General features: G+C 74.1%; 17 protein-coding genes, 1 other RNA gene and 1 pseudogene. 7 read left to right on the top strand and 12 right to left on the bottom strand.

Annotation, left to right across the window (positions count from 1 at the left end; genetic code table 11):
* Window positions 1–1,859: TOMM precursor leader peptide-binding protein (locus tag EBM89_RS15630; RefSeq protein WP_233571779.1), on the top strand; the 1,859-nt coding region annotated here is incomplete at its 5' end.
* A 3-nt stretch (window positions 1,860–1,862) separates the two neighbouring features.
* Here EBM89_RS15630 and EBM89_RS15625 read toward each other — a convergent pair.
* The 4 genes from EBM89_RS15625 to EBM89_RS15610 are packed head-to-tail and all read right to left on the bottom strand — an operon-like array spanning window position 1,863 to window position 5,496.
* Window positions 1,863–2,948 (bottom strand): ATP-dependent DNA ligase, encoded by a 1,086-nt coding sequence (locus EBM89_RS15625; protein ID WP_122150539.1) that lies wholly within the window; start codon window positions 2,946–2,948, stop codon window positions 1,863–1,865.
* A 43-nt stretch (window positions 2,949–2,991) separates the two neighbouring features.
* Window positions 2,992–3,741 carry a histidine phosphatase family protein gene (locus tag EBM89_RS15620; RefSeq protein ID WP_122150537.1) on the bottom strand — a complete coding sequence of 250 codons (750 nt, stop codon included), beginning with the start codon at window positions 3,739–3,741 and terminating at the stop codon, window positions 2,992–2,994.
* A gap of 10 nt (window positions 3,742–3,751) precedes the next feature.
* Window positions 3,752–4,486: an ABC transporter permease gene (locus EBM89_RS15615; RefSeq protein ID WP_122150535.1), complete on the bottom strand. Its 735-nt coding sequence runs from the start codon at window positions 4,484–4,486 to the stop codon at window positions 3,752–3,754.
* Window positions 4,483–5,496, bottom strand: coding sequence for an ABC transporter ATP-binding protein (locus tag EBM89_RS15610; protein WP_199732159.1), 1,014 nt, complete (start codon window positions 5,494–5,496; stop codon window positions 4,483–4,485). Before EBM89_RS15610 ends, EBM89_RS15615 begins: the two co-directional genes overlap by 4 nt.
* Window positions 5,497–5,643: 147 nt before the next feature.
* Here EBM89_RS15610 and EBM89_RS15605 point away from each other — a divergent pair, with 147 nt between their 5' ends.
* A complete protein-coding gene (locus tag EBM89_RS15605) occupies window positions 5,644–6,447 on the top strand; it encodes a TetR/AcrR family transcriptional regulator (RefSeq protein ID WP_122150531.1) in 804 nt (267 codons plus the stop codon).
* Between the two features lie 9 nt (window positions 6,448–6,456).
* On the opposite strand, the gene EBM89_RS15600 is transcribed toward EBM89_RS15605, so the two are convergent.
* Window positions 6,457–6,951 (bottom strand): DUF6328 family protein, encoded by a 495-nt coding sequence (locus tag EBM89_RS15600; RefSeq protein WP_122150529.1) that lies wholly within the window; start codon window positions 6,949–6,951, stop codon window positions 6,457–6,459.
* A 171-nt stretch (window positions 6,952–7,122) separates the two neighbouring features.
* Between EBM89_RS15600 and ssrA the strand changes: the two genes are divergently transcribed.
* Window positions 7,123–7,490, top strand: a transfer-messenger RNA (tmRNA) gene (gene ssrA, locus EBM89_RS15595).
* Window positions 7,491–7,608: 118 nt separating this feature from the next.
* A complete protein-coding gene (locus tag EBM89_RS15590) occupies window positions 7,609–8,496 on the top strand; it encodes an HNH endonuclease (protein ID WP_158609683.1) in 888 nt (295 codons plus the stop codon).
* A gap of 18 nt (window positions 8,497–8,514) precedes the next feature.
* Here the strand turns inward: EBM89_RS15590 and lepB are convergent, their stop codons facing one another.
* Together lepB and EBM89_RS15580 are read right to left on the bottom strand one after the other, a co-directional pair.
* Complete coding sequence (gene lepB, locus EBM89_RS15585) at window positions 8,515–9,240, bottom strand: signal peptidase I (RefSeq protein ID WP_122150525.1); 726 nt, start codon at window positions 9,238–9,240, stop codon at window positions 8,515–8,517.
* 133 nt (window positions 9,241–9,373) lie between these two features.
* Window positions 9,374–9,796 carry a DoxX family protein gene (locus EBM89_RS15580; RefSeq protein WP_158609682.1) on the bottom strand — a complete coding sequence of 141 codons (423 nt, stop codon included), beginning with the start codon at window positions 9,794–9,796 and terminating at the stop codon, window positions 9,374–9,376.
* A gap of 251 nt (window positions 9,797–10,047) precedes the next feature.
* On the opposite strand from EBM89_RS15580, the gene EBM89_RS15575 reads away from it, so the two are divergent.
* Window positions 10,048–10,671 (top strand): type IV toxin-antitoxin system AbiEi family antitoxin domain-containing protein, encoded by a 624-nt coding sequence (locus EBM89_RS15575; RefSeq protein ID WP_122150521.1) that lies wholly within the window; start codon window positions 10,048–10,050, stop codon window positions 10,669–10,671.
* Window positions 10,668–11,432: a nucleotidyl transferase AbiEii/AbiGii toxin family protein gene (locus EBM89_RS15570; protein WP_122150519.1), complete on the top strand. Its 765-nt coding sequence runs from the start codon at window positions 10,668–10,670 to the stop codon at window positions 11,430–11,432. The genes EBM89_RS15575 and EBM89_RS15570 overlap by 4 nt, the downstream gene beginning before the upstream one ends.
* Window positions 11,433–11,434: 2 nt before the next feature.
* Here EBM89_RS15570 and EBM89_RS15565 read toward each other — a convergent pair whose 3' ends face one another.
* The 5 genes from EBM89_RS15565 to EBM89_RS15545 form a co-directional block, all read right to left on the bottom strand.
* Complete coding sequence (locus EBM89_RS15565; protein ID WP_122150517.1) at window positions 11,435–12,196, bottom strand: iron ABC transporter ATP-binding protein; 762 nt, start codon at window positions 12,194–12,196, stop codon at window positions 11,435–11,437.
* A complete protein-coding gene (locus EBM89_RS15560) occupies window positions 12,193–13,251 on the bottom strand; it encodes an iron chelate uptake ABC transporter family permease subunit (protein WP_122150515.1) in 1,059 nt (352 codons plus the stop codon). Before EBM89_RS15560 ends, EBM89_RS15565 begins: the two co-directional genes overlap by 4 nt.
* Window positions 13,244–14,251, bottom strand: coding sequence for an ABC transporter permease (locus tag EBM89_RS15555; protein WP_122150513.1), 1,008 nt, complete (start codon window positions 14,249–14,251; stop codon window positions 13,244–13,246). The genes EBM89_RS15560 and EBM89_RS15555 overlap by 8 nt, the downstream gene beginning before the upstream one ends.
* Complete coding sequence (locus EBM89_RS15550) at window positions 14,248–15,258, bottom strand: siderophore ABC transporter substrate-binding protein (protein ID WP_122150511.1); 1,011 nt, start codon at window positions 15,256–15,258, stop codon at window positions 14,248–14,250. The genes EBM89_RS15555 and EBM89_RS15550 overlap by 4 nt, the downstream gene beginning before the upstream one ends.
* Window positions 15,259–15,385: 127 nt before the next feature.
* Window positions 15,386–15,814 (bottom strand): type II toxin-antitoxin system PemK/MazF family toxin, encoded by a 429-nt coding sequence (locus EBM89_RS15545; RefSeq protein WP_122150509.1) that lies wholly within the window; start codon window positions 15,812–15,814, stop codon window positions 15,386–15,388.
* Between the two features lie 119 nt (window positions 15,815–15,933).
* Here EBM89_RS15545 and EBM89_RS15540 point away from each other — a divergent pair.
* Window positions 15,934–16,222: pseudogene (locus tag EBM89_RS15540) on the top strand (hypothetical protein); the annotation flags it as partial.

Here is a 16,222-nt window from a genome sequence, read left to right as displayed (position 1 = left end):
GACGGCGCCGAGCGCTGGGCGGGGGCCGGGCTGCACGCGGTGGCGGCGTCGTGGACCTGACCGGCGTGCCCGCCGCACGCCTGGACGCCGCCGTCGCGACCGCGCTGGCGCACGGCCGCGCCGCGGTCGAGGTCGCGGGTGGCATGCTCGCGCTGGCCGTCGTCGGCGACGTCGTCCTCGTCGGACCGCTCGCCGCACCCGACCCCGACGAGCACGAGCCCGGCTGGGACCGCGACCCGTCCCGTGAGCGCGGCTGCCCGGCCTGCGCCCTGGCCTGGTGGCACGACGTGTCCCCGGGCAGCACCGGCGCCGAGGTCGGTCCGCAGGCTGCCCCGGTGGTGCGCGACCTCGTGCTCCGCGTGCTCGCCGACCCGCCCGCCCGGTGGCGCCGGGCCGTGCTGGTCCTGGACCGCGCCGCCGGGACCGTCGCCGTGCACCGCTTCCTGCCGCACCCGGACTGCCCGCGGTGCGCAGCCCGGTGGCGCCCGACCCGTCCCGTCGACCTGCGGGCACCCCAGCCCGCCGAGCAGGGGCTGCGGGCCCGGCTGCCCGACCGGTCCGCCGTGCTCGAGCACCTGGTCGACGCCCGGTTCGGACCCGTGCTGCGGCTCCGCCGCGACGAGGACCAGCCGCTCGCGCCCACGACCGCCGACCTGGTCGTCCCCGGTCGCGCGCGCGTCGAGCACGGGTCCGGGTGGTCCGCCTCGCCCGCGCGGGCCGACGTGCTCGCGGTCCTCGACGGCCTGGCGCGCGTCCTCGGCGGGTACCGGCGACCGGTCGTGCCCGTCACCGTCGCCCGGTGGGACGAGGTCGCCGACCGCGCCCTCGACCCCCACACCCTCGTGCCGCCGGGGACCGCGCTGCCCGAGGCGGGCACCGCGACCAGCTGGGTGTGGGGCCGCTCCACCCGCGACGACCGGCCGCTGCTCGTCCCCGAGCACGTCGCCTACGCCCACGAGCACGGCATCGGCGCGCGGTTCGTCGCCGGGTCCACCACGGGGACCGGCATCGGCAGCACCCACGAGGAGGCCGTGCTGCACGGTCTGCTGGAGGCCGTGGAGCACGACGCCGCGCTGCGCGCCTGGGCCGCGCGTGCCCCGCTCACGGAGGTGCTGCTGGACGAGGACGGTGAGCACGCGGCCGTGCGCGCCCTGCTCGCGGCGCGCGGTCTGCACCTGCGGGTGCTCGACGTCACGGGTGACGCCGCCGTCCCCGTCGTGCTCGCGGTCGCCAGCGCCGACGACACGGGGCTGCCGGCCGTGACCGTCGCGTCCGGCGCGGGAGCCACCGCGGGCGACGCGATCCGGGCGGCGGTCGCGCGGTGCGCGGGGCGTGCGCTGGGGTGGGCGGCTCGCGGTCGGGAGGAGGACGGGGGTCGTCACGTCGTGGGCGCGGCGCACCGCGACGGCGCGGGCGTCGTGGCCGCGGGCGGTGCCGGGGTGGTCGTGCGCGGGGACGGCGCGGCGAGCGAGCGCGGGGTGGGCGAGGCGACGGAGGTGCACCTCGCGGCGCTGCTGGCGGATCACCGCCTCGTGCGGTCCGCCGCCGACCACGTCGGGCTGCACGCGCTGCCCGGTGCGCGCCACCTGTCCACGTTCCTCCAGCAGCCCGCGGGCGCGGTGGGGGAGGCGGCGCTCGACGCCCGCGCGGGGCTGCCCACGGGGGACGTGGTGGCGGCGCTGCGGGTGCTGCTGCGGCGGCTGCACGGGCGCGGCACGGACGTCGTCGTGGTCGACCAGAGCGCGCCGGAGGTCGTCGCGGCGGTCGGGCTGCGGGCCGCGAAGGTCGTCGTCCCGGGTGCGTTGCGCCTGACCACCGGACCTGCGGCGGGGCAGGCCGCCCCGCACCCGTTCGGGTAGCGGTCAGCCGGGGGGAGCGAGGATCTCCGAGAGCCGGTAGCCCACCGGCTCCTCCAGCTGCGCATAGGTGCACGACGCGGGGTCGCGGTCCGGGCGCCAGCGCTTGAACTGCGCGGTGTGCCGGAACCGGTCGCCCTCCATGTGGTCGTAGCCGACCTCCACCACCAGGTCCGGGCGCAGCGGCACGAACGACAGGTCCTTGGTCGCGTTCCAGCGGCTCACCGCGCCCGGCATCCGCTTGTCGGCGTGCGCGGACTGGTCCGCCCAGTCGCCCCACGGGTGGTCGGCCAGGTCGACGTCCCGCAGCGGGGCGAGCTCCTCGACCAGCGCCGCGCGGCGCGCCATCGGGAACGACGCCGCGACGCCCACGTGCTGCAACCGGCCGTCGTCGGTCCACAGGCCCAGCAGCAGCGAGCCGAGGACGTCGCCGGACTTGTGCCAGCGGAAGCCCGCGACCACGCAGTCCGCGGTCCGGGCGTGCTTCACCTTGGACATCGTGCGCTTGTCGGGCTGGTAGGTCCCGTCCAGCGGCTTCGCGACGACGCCGTCCAGTCCCGCGCCCTCGAACTGCGTGAACCACTGCTGCGCCACGGCCAGGTCCGCGGTCGCGGGGGTGACGTGCAGGCTGCTCCCGGCGAGGCTCGGCGCGGCCGCCGCCCCGAGCGCGTCCACCAGGCGGGCTCGGCGGTCGGCGAACGGGGTCGCCATCAGGTCGTCGTCGCCCAGGGCGAGCAGGTCGAACCCGACGAACGACGCCGGGGTCTGCTCGGACAGCAGCCGCACCCGGCTCTCCGCCGGGTGGATGCGCTGCTGCAGCGCGTCGAAGTCCAGCCGGTCGCCCGACACCACGACGATCTCGCCGTCCAGCACGCACCGCGGCGGGGTGCTCGCGCGGATCTGCTCCACGAGCTCCGGGAAGTACCGGGTCATCGGCTTCTCGTTGCGGCTGCCGAGCACCACCTCGTCCCCGTCGCGGAACACGATGGTGCGGAAGCCGTCCCACTTGGGCTCGGTGTGCCCGAGGTCGGGGATCTCGGGCACCGCCTTGGCCAGCATGGGCTTCACCGGCGGCATCACGGGCAGGTCCATGGCGCCATCCTGCTCGCGCCGGGCCGCCGCGGCCAGGGGAGCGTCAGACCTCGGGCCGCTCGGGGGACCGCACCGGCTGCTCGGTGTCCGGGACGGGCATGCCCACGGCGCCCTGGCCCGCCGGGTCGTACCCGAACACGTGCACCGTGCGCCCGCCGTCGGGGTCGATCCGGACCGTCGACACCGAGGCGTTCGCGAGCGGCTCCATGGGGACGGTGCCCGCCATCGCGAGGTAGGCCAGCAGCGTGATGCCGTGGCTGACCACCAGCACGTCGCCGCCGCCCGCGTGCTCGCGCTCGATCCGGCCGAACGCGTCCGCGACCCGCGCCAGGTAGTCCGTGGTGCGCTCCGCTCCGGGAAAGCCCTCGTAGGTGCCGGTGAGGACGCCGCCGAACAGCGTCACCGGGTCGCCCAGCGCGCGCAGCGCCGACTCCGGCTGGGACTCCAGGTCGCCGAAGTGCATCTCGCGCAGCCCGTCGTCGCAGGTCAGGCCGACGCCGGGGTGCGGCTCCAGCAGCTCCCGGGCGGTCGCGACGGTCCGGCCCGCCGGGCTCGCGTACGCGGCGGCGAACGTCCGACCCGCGAGCACCTGCGCGGTGGTCCGCACCCCGACGAGCCCGTCCTCGGTCAGCGGGGAGTCCGACCAGCCCTGGAGCAGCCCCGCGCTGTTGTGCTCGGTGCGGCCGTGCCGGACGAGGTACAGCGTCGTGGTGCCGTCGGGTGCGGGCTGGTCGTCGAGCGCGACCCCCAGGCCGTGCTCCGTCGGGTCGGCGGTCGGGGCGAGGAACGGCATGCCCCCGATCCTAGGCACGTCGGCGCAGCGCCCAGGTGGCCCCCGCCACCGCTGCGGCGCTCCACACCAGCAGCACCACCAGGGAGCGGCCCGGCACGGAGAACGTGTCGCTCGCGAGCCCCGAGCGGACGAGCTGCGCCATCGGCTCGAACGGCAGCCACGCGTGCGCCGTCTGCAACCAGGACGGCATCCGGTCGGCCGGGAAGCTCACGGGCGTGAACAGCAGGATCACGAACACCAGCACCTGCGTCATCAGCATCGCCAGCGTCGGCTTGAGCAGGGACGCCATCCCGTACCCGACCGCCGCGGCGGTCAGCGACACCAGCAGGGCCGCCGGGACGAACCACGCCGCGAGCGACAGGTGCACGTCGAACCGCAGCATCCCCACCACGATGCCGAGCACCATCCCGGGCAGCGCGATCAGGGTCCACACCACCAGGTCGCTGAGCAGGAACAGCCCGCGCGGCACCGGGAGCGTCCGCATCCAGTCGAGGCTGCCCTCGGTGCGGGCCTGCGACACCATCTGCGGCGTCATCACCAGGCCCACCATGACGAGCGTGATCGTCGGCGCGCCGGTCGCCAGGTACAGGGCCTGCTCCGGCGTCGGCTCGCCGATCACCAGGCCGAACCCGAGGATCGTCGCGATGGCGAGGAACACCTGCACGACGACGAGCAGGGGGAGCATCGTGGCCTGGCGGCGCAGCTGCCACTGGGTGAGCAGGCCGAGCTGGGAGAGCGTGGTCATGCCGCCACCTCCGGGGTGGTCGCAGGGGTGGGGGCGTCGGTGGCCGGGCGGGCGTCGCCGACGAGGGCGACGTAGACGTCCTCCAGCGACGCGGGCGTCAGGGCGTACCGCTCCAGGCGGCCCGCCTCGACCTCGGCCTGCGCCCAGCGCACGACCTCGGGGGCGGCGTCCGCCGCGACGGTGCCGGACGCACGGCCGCGGGTCGCCGCGACCGGCCGCACCGCGGGGTGCCAGGCGACGGCGGGCCCGGTGGTGCCGGGCTCGGTGGTGGGGGTGGCGTCGTGCGCGAGGTCGACCTCGACGGTCAGCGCCCCGCGCAGCGGCGCGGTGAGCCCGGCGGGGGTGTCCTCGGCGAGCACGACCCCGTGGTCGAGGATCGCCAGGCGGTCCACGACGCGCTCCGCCTCGCGCACGTTGTGCGTCACCAGCAGCACCGCGTGCCCGTCGTCCGCCAGGGCGCGGATCTGCTGCCACAGCAGGCGCCGCCGGACCGGGTCCACGTCGTTCGTCGGCTCGTCCAGCACCACCAGGCGGCCCGGGGCGACGACCGTCATCGCGAACGCCGTGAGCCGGGCGATGCCGCCGGACACCTTCTCCGCGGGGGTGTCCGCCCAGGGGCCGAGGTCGAGGGCGTCGAGCAGGTGCTCCGTGCGGCGGCGGACCTCGGGGCGCCGCGCGCCGCGGATCCGGCCGACGAGCTCGACGGCGCGGCGCGGGGTCAGGCCGGTGATCGGGACGTTGGCCTGCGCCTGGATCGACGCGCGGGCCCGGGCCAGGTGCGGCTGCGCGACCGCGTCGATCCCGTCCAGGTGGATCGTGCCGGCGTCGGGGAGCACCAGGCCGACGACCTGGTTCACCAGCGTGGACTTGCCGGCGCCGTTGTGGCCGAGCAGCCCGACCACCTGGCCGGCGGCCACGTCCAGGTCGATCCCGTCGTTCGCCTGCACGCCGGTGCGTCCGCGGTACCGCTTGCGCAGCCCCCGGACCGTCAGCACGTCGTCGGTGCCCATCACGTTCTCCTCGTCTCGCATACCGCTCGGTATGAGCGAGAACGTAGCAGGATGCTCGTCTGGATACCAGAGGGTATTTCAGTAGGCTGACCTGGACATCCGCACGCGACATACCGATCGGTACGGCAGTTGGGTACGCTGCTGCGCATGACCCGACCCGACGACGACTCGATCAGCGCCGCCACCCGCGCGCTCGCCGACGCGACCGCCGCGCTGACCCGCATGATCGGCGCGCAGGCCCGCGAGGTCGTCCCCGAGGTCGGCGAGGCCCTCGCCGCCGGGCTGCGCGAGGCGTCCCGCGGGCTCGCCGAGGCGTCCGAGGGCGTCGCGCGCAAGTCCGGCACCGCCCGGGCCGAGGAGCGCCGCCGCGAACGGGCCGACCGCACCCGCGCCGACCTGCTCGACGCCGCCGCCCGGGTCATCGCCGCGCAGGGGTACGAGGGCGCGTCCGTCGGGGACATCGCCGCCGACGCCGGATACACCAAGGGCGCCCTCTACGCGCACTTCGGGTCGAAGCACGAGGTCATGATGGCCCTCGCCCGCGAACGCCTCGGCTACGACGTCGAGGACCCCGAGCTCGACCTGCCCGGCCTCACCGACGACGGGGTCGACGTCGCCGTGCTCACGGCGTTCCTCACCGAGACCGGTCACGACCCCGCGCTGCTGCTGTCGCTGGAGTTCCTGCTCTACGGGCTGCGCAACCCCGCCGCCGGGGACGAGCTCGCCGCCCTGCACCTCGCGTCGTTCGACCTGCTCGCGGAGCAGGTCGCCCGCGTGCGGGTGGGTCGCGAGGACGGGGGAGCGGACGAGGTCACCGAGCGGGACCGCGACGTCGCCCTCGGCGTCATCAGCGTGCTCAACTTCGCGGCCCTCACCGCCCGGCTCACCGGCTCCAGCGCCATGTCGCCCGCCGCCGCCGCGCGGGCCATCGCCCGGCTCGTCGAGGGCTGAGCCCCGGGGTCAGCGGCGGGCGTGGCGGACCAGCCGCACCGGGACCAGCACCCAGACCACCGCGAGCCCCACCAGCACGGCCGCGCCCGAGACGATCCCCGCCGTGCGGCCCACCACCACGTCGAACAGCAGCAGCGTCGCACCCGCCAGCACCAGCGCCAGCAGCGCCAGCCCCGTCTGCGCCAGCTGGTCCGCCGACGTCACCAGCTCCCGCTTCAACCCCCGCCGGAACAGCAGCCGGTGCACCGACACCGGGGCCACGATGAACCCCGTCGCCGCCACCGACAGGACCACCAGCACCAGGTACACCCCGCGCTGGTAGTCGTCGAGGTCGGTGAACCGCTGCTGGAACGGCACCGTCAGCAGGAACCCCGTGAGGATCTGCACGCCCGTCTGCGCGACCCGCAGCTCCTGCAGCAGCTCGTTCCAGTTGCGGTCCATCCGCTCGGTGACGGTCTCGTCCCGGCCGTCGCGCGGGTCGGCGTCGGGCTGCTGATCGGTCACGGGACCTCCTGGTGGTGCGGTGTGGCTCCGTATGGTGCCCCGCCGTGGCCCGCCGCGCGCGGCGGGGGAATCACGGTGCGGCGGCGGGCGTTGGACCCGTATGCTGGACCCTGTCGCGAGCGGCGGTGCGGGCAACCGGACCGGTGGGAGCGACGATTGACAACTCCACATGGGGGTGATCGGTTTCGACGGTGATCGTCGAGCCAGGAGAAGCGGGCCGAGGACGCACGGTTATCTCGTCAACGCTCCGTGCAAACCCATAGGTGCCGATAACAAGCGCACCGACTTCGCCCTCGCCGCCTGAGCGAGCCTCGAAGTCCGTCAGCCTGAGCTAGCTTCCGTCTCAGATCCTGGCGTCATCTAGGGAGCCACTGCTCGCAGCCTTCGTCACCGGGGCTGCGGGGACTTCAAGGTGACTGAGCCCGTCCACCGCTCGTCTGCGTGACGGTGGGGGCCGAGAAAGGCAGATGCAGACTGCGCCCGGAGAAGCCCTGGTTCCACGTCATCGGACGCGGGTTCGATTCCCGCCACCTCCACCATGTGCCACGAGGCCCGTCCCCATCGCGGGGGCGGGCCTCGTGCGCGTCTCCCTGCCACGTCGTCCGACGCGGGATGTCACGCTTGCGCTGGCCACAGCGGTTCTGGTCAGCTTCGGGCATGGAATCCGCCGTCGAGAGCGCGCTTCGCGAGCAGATCATCGCGTGGGTGCGGGAACGGGCGGAGGCGAACGGCGGCTTCGTCCACCGGGAGGAGATGCTCAGCTACCGCACGGGTGGGCGCCGCCTGCCGATCATCGACTACTCGCGGGGCATCCGGAACCCGGTGGAGTTCGCGTCCACGCTGTCGATCGTCTCGTCGGTGACCGGGCCGTACGACGACGTCGAGAGCGAGGACGGTCTGCTGCACTACGCGTACCGCAAGGGCGACCCGTTCGGCGGGGACAACGCCAAGCTGCGGCACGCGCTGACCACGGGCATGCCGTTGATCCTGTTCCGCAAGGAGGTCGCCAACTTCTACACCCCGGTGGCTCCGGTGTACGTCGTGGACGACTATCCCGAGGACCGCACGTTCGTGATCGCGCTGGACGAGGCGTTCCGCTTCATGGGGGATCTGAAGGAGCTCACCGTGGCGCAGCGCTCGTACGCCGTGCGACTGGCCAAGCAGCGGCTGCACCAGCCGGCGTTCCGCACCCGGGTGCTGCTCGCGTACGAGACGCGGTGTGCGATGTGCCGCCTGGCACACGGGTCGCTGCTCGACGCGGCGCACATCGTCCCCGACGGGGAGCAGCTCGGAGTTCCGACGACCTCGAACGGGCTCGCGCTCTGCAAGATCCACCACGCCGCGTACGACCAGAACATGCTCGGCGTGACCCCCGACTACGTCGTCCACCTGGACCGGGAGCTGCTGGACGAGGTGGACGGGCCGATGCTCCGGCACGGGTTGCAGGCGATGCACGGGCAGCGGCTCACCCTGCCACGGCGGGCGGCCGACGTCCCGTCGCAGGACCTGCTCGCGTGGCGGTGGGAGCGGTTCGCCAGCAGATGACTGTCGCCCGCGCGGGCGTCATGGTGCCGGGACGTCCTCGAACACCTCGCCGGGGTTGCGCAGCATCCCGAACCGGTCGAGCGGCCAGGCGGTGACGAACGCGACGCCGACGACGTCGGCGATCGGCACCGCGCCGCCGCCGGGGTCGCCCTGGTGGGCCCGTGAGTCGGCGGACTGCGGCCGGTTGTCGCCCATCACCCAGATCGAGTCCGGCGGCACCACCGCCTCGAACGCCCGCTGGCTCGGGCCGACGCTCGGCGCGAGGTAGGCGGACTCGTCGAGGGGCTCGTCGTTGACGGTGACCGGGGACCCGCCGCCCGCGGAGGCGACGGTGTCGCCGGGCAGGCCGATGACGCGCTTGATGAGGTGGTCCTCGGACTGCTGCGGCACGAGCCCGACGGCGATCAGCGCGTCCTGGACCACGTTCGTCCTCGGCGCCGCCTGCTGGTCGAGCCAGCCGCCCGGGTCCGCGAACACCACGATGTCCCCGCGGTGCACGTCGAACGGCCCCGGGGCGAGCTTGTTCACCAGCACCCGGTCACCTTCGAGCAGCGTGTCGTGCATCGACGCGCTCGGGATGAAGAACGCCTGCGCCAGGAACGTCTTCACCAGCCAGGACAGCACCAGCGCGCTGACCAGGACGATCGCCGTCTCCCGCAGGAACGACGCGACCGGTCCGCGCCGGCGTCCGGAAGGTGCGCCGGTCGCGTCGTCGCTGGTGGGCGCTGCTGCGGGCTCCGTCACGGGACGACCCTCCCACGTCGTCGTCCCTCGTGAGTGTCCTTCGCCGCTGACCCCTCTGGGCGTGCGGACTGCGGACGCGACGAGGCCCGCCCCGGTGGGTGGGACGGGCCTCTTTGGCGGGTGAGGGGGTGGGTCAGCCCTTGCGGCCCGACCGCCCTCCGATCGGCACGACGGAGTCGAGCGCGAACCGACCGCCGCCGAGGAAGACGAACGCCGCACCGGCGGCGGCGATGAGCAGGACGAACTCGTACCCACCGTCGCTGGCGAAGAACCCGGCGTCGAGGTGGGTGGTGAACAGGGCGCCCAGGCCGACGACGACGGTGATGGCACCGGCGACGCGGGTGAGCAGTCCGAGGATGAGGAGGGCGCCGGCGGCGACCTCGGCGACGGGCAGGGCGATCCCGAGGACCTCGGGCAGCGGCAGCCCGAGTCCGGCGAGCATGTCCTGCACGCCGGCGACGGTGAAGACGGTGAGCTTCTGGATGCCGTGCGCGAGCATCACGACGCCCAGGACGATCCGGAGCAGCGCGGTTCCGATGGCGGGTGCGTGGGTCATGCGGTTCACCCTCACACGAGGTCGTTGAAGGTGCAACATTCTGTGACCAGGCTGAACGCGCGCGTTCGGCTCACACGGCTGGGTCGAGCGTTGGGCCATCCGTGTTCAATGCGCTCGGCTGTTCAACGCCGTTGAACAGTCCGGAGAATTGAACGGGTAGGTGGTGCTCGCTCGCGGATTGAGGGGTGGTGACGTGACAGCGTCGTGCCATGAGCACGCACGTTTTAGCCGCAGCACCTAAGATCTGCAGGGTGAACCGCGAGCGCGCCGCACTGACCGCGATCGCTCGCGCCCCGATGCGAACGGTCCGGGCGCGCGACCTCGCCGACGTCTACGCGCACCCAGGCCCGGAGCTCGCGGCGCTCGCGGGCAGAGGAGTCGTGCGTCGCCTGGCGCACGGGTTCTACTGCGCGGTCCCGCCGGAGCACGTCGGCACCGCGTGGCGGCCATCCGTCGAAGCGGCCTCGGCGGCGGTCGCGACCGCGCTCTACGGCGACCGGGTCCCAGTGCTCACCGGGCTGTCGGCCGCGCGGATCCACCGCGCGCTCCCGCGGGCGATCGCCGTGGGACACGTCGCGGTGCCCGCCCAGCGGCGGCCGCTGCGGTTCGCGGACCGCGAGGGCGAGATCCGGTTCATCGCCCGGGCTGTCGCCGACCTCGACGCGGTCGTCGTCCCGACCGACCTCGGCCAGGCGCTCGTGACCACGGCCGAGCAGACGGTGCTCGACCTCGCGCGCAACGACCCCCGCGGCGAGGACCTGGACGCCCAGCAGTCGATCACGGCGCTCCGGCCCGAGTGCGACCTGGACACGATGCGCGACCTCGCCGAGCGGCAGCGGATGCGTGCGACGTTCGCGCGGGTGGTGGGCTCGTGACGGCCGGGGCGCCCTATGGCGAGTGGGAGGCCGTCGCCGAGCGCTTCGACGTCGACCAGGAGCAGGTGCGCCGCGACCACCTCATCTCGCACGTCCTCGGCGCGATCGCCGCGGTAGTGCCGTCGGAGGACCTGGTGTTCTTCGGCGGGACGGCCCTGTCGCGGACGTTCCTCGCGGACGCGCGCTTGAGCGAGGACATCGACCTGATCGCCCTGGCGCCGCGCGCGCAGGTCGCGGAGCAGATCGAGTCGGCGGTTCGGCGAGGGCTGGCGCGGTCGCACGGTCGTCCGGTGTGGCGCCCCGCGCTCACGGCGACCGCAGGGAGCGAGGCTGCCGTGCTCGAGATCCCCGGCGCCGCCAGCGTCCAGGTCCAGCTGCTCGCCGGCGCGGGCTACCTCTGGCCGACGGAGGTCCGCGACGTCGAGCAGCGCTACGGCGACGCGCCGCCGGCGCGGCTGCGCACGCTCACGGCACCCGGCTTCGCGGCGGCCAAGCTCGGGACGTGGATCGACCGGCGGGCGCCGCGCGATCTCTACGACCTCTGGGCCCTGGGCCGACGCGGTCTCCTGGACGAGGCCGCGCTCGACGTGTTCGTCCGGTTCGGGCCGACCGCTCGTCCGCCGTCGCCCTGGGTGTTCGACCACGTCCCGGACGAGTCGCAGTGGCGTCGCGCGCTGGCGCACCAGACCCGGCTGGACGTGTCGGCCGCCGAGGCGCTCGACGCCGTCCGCGCCGCGTGGCTGCGGCTGTCCGAGGCCTGAGGTCACCCCCGGTAGTACACCGCCAGCGGGTACCCCGGCCCGTCCACCACCGTCACCGGCGTCGCGAACACGTCGCTCAGCACGGTCGACGTCATCACCTCCGCGGGTGTCCCGACGTACCGGATCCGCCCGTCGGTCATGGCGATGATCCGGTCGGCGTACGCGGACGCGAAGTTGATGTCGTGCACCACGAGCACGACGGTCTTCCCGAGCTCGTCGGCGGCGCGCCGCAGCCGGGCCATCATCGCGACGGCGTGCTGCATGTCGAGGTTGTTCAGCGGCTCGTCGAGCAGCACGTAGTCGGTGTCCTGGGCGAGGACCATGGCGACGTAGGCGCGCTGCCGCTGCCCGCCGGAGAGCTCGTCGAGGAACCGGTGCTGCAGGTCGGTGAGGTCGAGGAACCCGAGGGCGGTGTCGACGGCGGCCTCGTCGTCCCGGGTGATCCGGCCCTGGGAGTGCGGGAACCGGCCGAGCTGGACGAGCTGCCGCACGGTGAGCCGCGCGACGAAGTGGTTCTCCTGCCGCAGGATCGCGAGCCGCCGGGCGAGGTCGCGGGGGTGGGTGGTGACGACGTCGAGCCCGCCGACGGTGACGCGGCCGGTGTCGGCGTGCAGCAGGCGCCCGACGATGGTGAGCATCGTGGACTTGCCGGCGCCGTTGGGGCCGACGAGGGCGGTGACGCCCCCGGTGGGGATCTCGAGGTCGACCGGCCCGAGGGCGTGGACGTCCCCGTAGGTCTTGGCGACGTCGTGGAGCGTGATCACCGCAGGCCCTTCCGGAGCAGGTGGACGAGGAAGACGAGCCCGCCGGCGAGCTCGATGATGACGGAGACCAGCCCGGCGGCGTAGAACACGTGCCGCAGCACGAAGTAGGCGCCGAGGAGCGTCGCGCAGGCGACGGCGGCGACCATGGGCAGGGTCCGGGTGTGCCGGCTGTCGCCGACGACCTGGTAGGTCAGCATCGCGACGACGAACCCGAAGAACGTCATCGGCCCGACCATGGACGTCGAGACGGAGATGAGCACGGCGACGAGGACGAGCGTGAGCAGGACCTCGCGCTGGTGGCGGACGCCGAGGCTGGTGGCGGTCTCGCGGCCGAGCGCGACGACGTCGAGGACGTGCCGCCGCCGCCAGAGCACGGTCCCGACGACGACGCAGACCAGCGCGCCCCACGGCAGGTAGGAGGCGTCGGAGGCGCTGATGTTGCCGAACAGCCGCGCGGACAGGATGTCGAACTCGCTGGGCGTGAGCAGCCGCTGCATGAAGGTCGACAGGGAGCCGAACCCCATGCCGAGGACGACGCCGACGAGTAGCAGCAGGTGCAGGTTCGCCTTCGTGCCCGTGAACAGCCAGCCGTAGAGCAGCGACGCGAAGCCGACCATGAGCAGGCTCTGCAGGGCGATCTTGCCGAGCCCGTCGGTGGCGGCGAGCGTCCCGGCGCCGAACAGGAAGACCAGCGCGGTCTGGATGACCCGGTACAGCGCGTCGAAGCCGAGGATCGACGGCGTGAGGATCCGGTTGTTGGTCACGGTGTGGAAGACGACGGTGGCGACGCCCTGGCAGAACGCGACGACGAGGATGGTGCCGACGGACGCGAACCGGCTGCGGACGATCACCCAGAACCCGGACGAGCCGGGGGCGGCGGGGTTGCCGTAGGTGAGGATCCCGACGGCGGCGGCGAGCGCGAGCAGCACGACGAGGGTCAGCCGGAACCCGTAGGACCCGACGACGACGCGCCAGCGCGGCCCGCCGGAGTGCGGGGCGTGCGGGGGAGCGGCGGCGGGGCTCCAGGTCCGGGGCGACGTCGTGACCTCAGCCACGGCGCTGCACCCGCAGGACGAGGGCGACGAACGCGGCGGCGCCGACGATGCCGAGGATCATCGCGACGGGAACCTCGAACGGCATCCGCACGACCCGGCCGACGATGTCGCACGCGGTGACCAGCGCGATGCCGCCGAGGCAGACCCACGGCAGGTTGGACCGCAGGTCGTCACCACGGAGCATCGCGACGACGTTGGGGACGATCAGCCCGAGGAACGGCAGGAACCCGACGACGACGGTGGTGACGCCGGAGGCGACGGCGACCAGCGAGGTGCCGAGCAGGATGAGCCGGTCGTAGCGGACGCCGAGGTTGGTGGCGACGTCCCGGCCGAGCCCGGCGACGGTGAGCCGGTCGGCGAGCACGAAGATGGCGACGCACACGGCGGCGACGATCCACAGCACCTCGTACTGCCCGCGCACGACGCTGGTGAAGGACCCCATGAACCACGTGCCGAGCAGCTGCAGGTAGTTGGTGGAGATGGCGATGAGCGTGGTGAGGGCGCTGACGACGGCGCCGAGCATGATGCCGACGACGGGCACGACGAGCGTCGAGCGCACCTGCACGCGACGCAGGATCGCCATGAACACCATCGTCCCGACGAACGCCGCCGCCGACGCGACCACCATGCGGGTCGCGATGCCCGCGCCGGGCAGCAGCAGCACGGACAGCAGCAGGCCGAGCGCGGCCCACTCGCTGGTGCCGCTGGTGGTCGGCTCGACGAACCGGTTCTGGGTGAGCTGCTGCAGCACGAGCCCGCTGACGGCCATGGCGCTGCCCGCGAGCACGAGCGCGAGGGTGCGGGGGATGCGGGTGATGAGGAACATCTGCCCGCCGCCCTCGGCGCGCAGGTCGTAGACGCCGACGAACAGCGACGCGACGACCAGCGCCAGGGTGACGGCGAGCGCGAGGACCAGCGGCAGGGCGGACCGCCGCCCCGGGCGGGTGCCCGGGGCGGCGGTCGCGGCGAGGGGTGCCGCAGGTGCGCTGCTGCGCGTCACGCGGCGCCGAAGGCGTCGGCGAGCTGCTGGTACAGCGCCGTGTACGCCTGGATGTCCTCGGTCAGGTAGAAGTCCGGGTCGAGGTAGACGACCTGGTCCTGCGCGACGGCGGTGACGCCGGCCAGCGCCTCGGAGCCGCCGATGAGCTCGGCGGCCGGGCGGTACTCGCCCTCGCCGACGCCCGCGCCGTCGCGGTCGAGCACGACGATCCAGTCGGGGTTCGCGGCGGCGATGGCCTCGACGCCGATGTCGTCGCCGTGCGAGGTGTCCTCGGCGGCCTGCTCGATGGCGGGCTCCAGGCCGAGCGTCGGGAACAGGGTGCCGATGCTGCGGCCGGTGCCGGGAGCGGAGTAGGAGATCTCCCCGCCGGAGGTGATGAGACCGACGACGGTGCTGCTGCCGTCGTACGCGTCGGCGGCGGCGGAGACGGCGTCCTCGTAGTCGGCGACGATCGCGGCGGCCTCGTCCTCGCGGTCGAAGATCTGCCCGAGGGCCTCGACCTGGCGGATGAGCTCGTCGGACTGCGGCTCGCCGTCGCGGGGGTGCAGCTCGATGATGACGGCGTCGGGGTTCTGGGCCTTGATGTCGTCGTAGCTGTCGGAGAACCGGTAGCCGCCGATGATGAGGTCGGGCTCGGCGGCGACGATGGACTCGAGGTTCGGCTCGCGGTGCATGCCGACGTCGAGCACGGCGTCGTCCTCGGTGTACTGCGGCCACAGGCCGTCGCCCATGATGCCCTTGGGCGCGGCGACGAGCGGGACGTCCCAGGACGACAGGGTCTCGAAGACGTGGTTGTCGAGCGCGACGACGCGCTCGGGGTTCACGGGGACCTCGACGGTGCCGTGGTTGTCCTCGATCGTGACGGTGCCGGTCGCGGCGGTGTCGGCGGTCGTGGACGCGTCGTCGGTGCCGGCGTCGGCGGTGCCGCCGCAGGCGGCGAGGACCAGGGCGAGCGGCGCGGCCGTCAGGACGGCGGCCAGCCGGCGGGCGGTGGTGCGCGAGGACATGAGGCTCCCGGGGTCGGTGGGGTGGGGCGCGCTCGCACGCGCCGCACACAGGATGAGGTGAGCCTATCCTTACTCAGTCCCTGCTGTGTCAACCACCCTCCGCGGCTGGGTAGGTGGCAGCACCCCGTCAGCGCCGCGCCGACTGCTCCCGGTACCAGGCCAGCCACGACCGGTCGACGTCGCCGAGGTGCCGCCGCAGAGCGGACCGGCGCAGCGTCACCGGGCGCAGGTCCGCCCAGCTCGGCGCGTCCAGCCCCGGCAGCACCTCCGGCACCCGGGCGTGGTCGCGGCGCGCGCTGCGGTCCTGGGACGTCATCCGCGCGACCTCGCACGTCCGCCGTCCCACGGACAGCACGACCACCGGCCGGTCCTTCGCGCCCGTGCCGTCCCGGAACGGCACCATCGCGAACCACACCTGCCCGCGCCGCACGGGTCCGCCGCCCGCCCGGCCGAGCAGGCGCAGGAGCAGCACGACCGCCGCCACCACGAGCAGCAGCAGCCACGGCCGGTCGGCGACCAGGTCGGACAGGGCGGCGGGCAGCGGGAGGTCGGGCACGACCGCAGGATGCCAGGTCGGGGAGGTGTCGTGCGCCTGCGGTGAGGGGGCGGCGCACGTGCCGCTCAGGTGGGCGGGGGTGCCGCTGAGTGGCCGTCGCCCCGCCCTAGCGTGGCGGGATGACGACCTCCCGGGACGCCGTGCGCCGGACCGCGGCCACCGCCGTGGCCGCGCTGCTGCTGCTCGTGGTCGGTGCGCCGGGCGCGACCGCCGCGGGCGACGCCACCGGACCGGTGCTGCTGGTCGGCCTGACCGGGGTGCGCTGGGACGACGTCACCCCCGAGGCCACCCCGGCCCTGGACGCCCTCGCGCGCGACGGCGCGGTCGGCAGCGCGGTGGCGCGCGGTGCCCGGCCGTCCACCTGCCCGAGCGCCGGGTGGCTCGCCGTGGGTGCGGGCGGCCGCGCGG

It is taken from the genome of Cellulomonas triticagri (assembly GCF_003696205.1).
GTDB lineage: Bacteria > Actinomycetota > Actinomycetes > Actinomycetales > Cellulomonadaceae > Cellulomonas > Cellulomonas triticagri.
The sequence above is the reverse complement of the archived record's forward strand: the minus strand, read 5'-3'. Positions and strand labels throughout refer to the sequence as shown.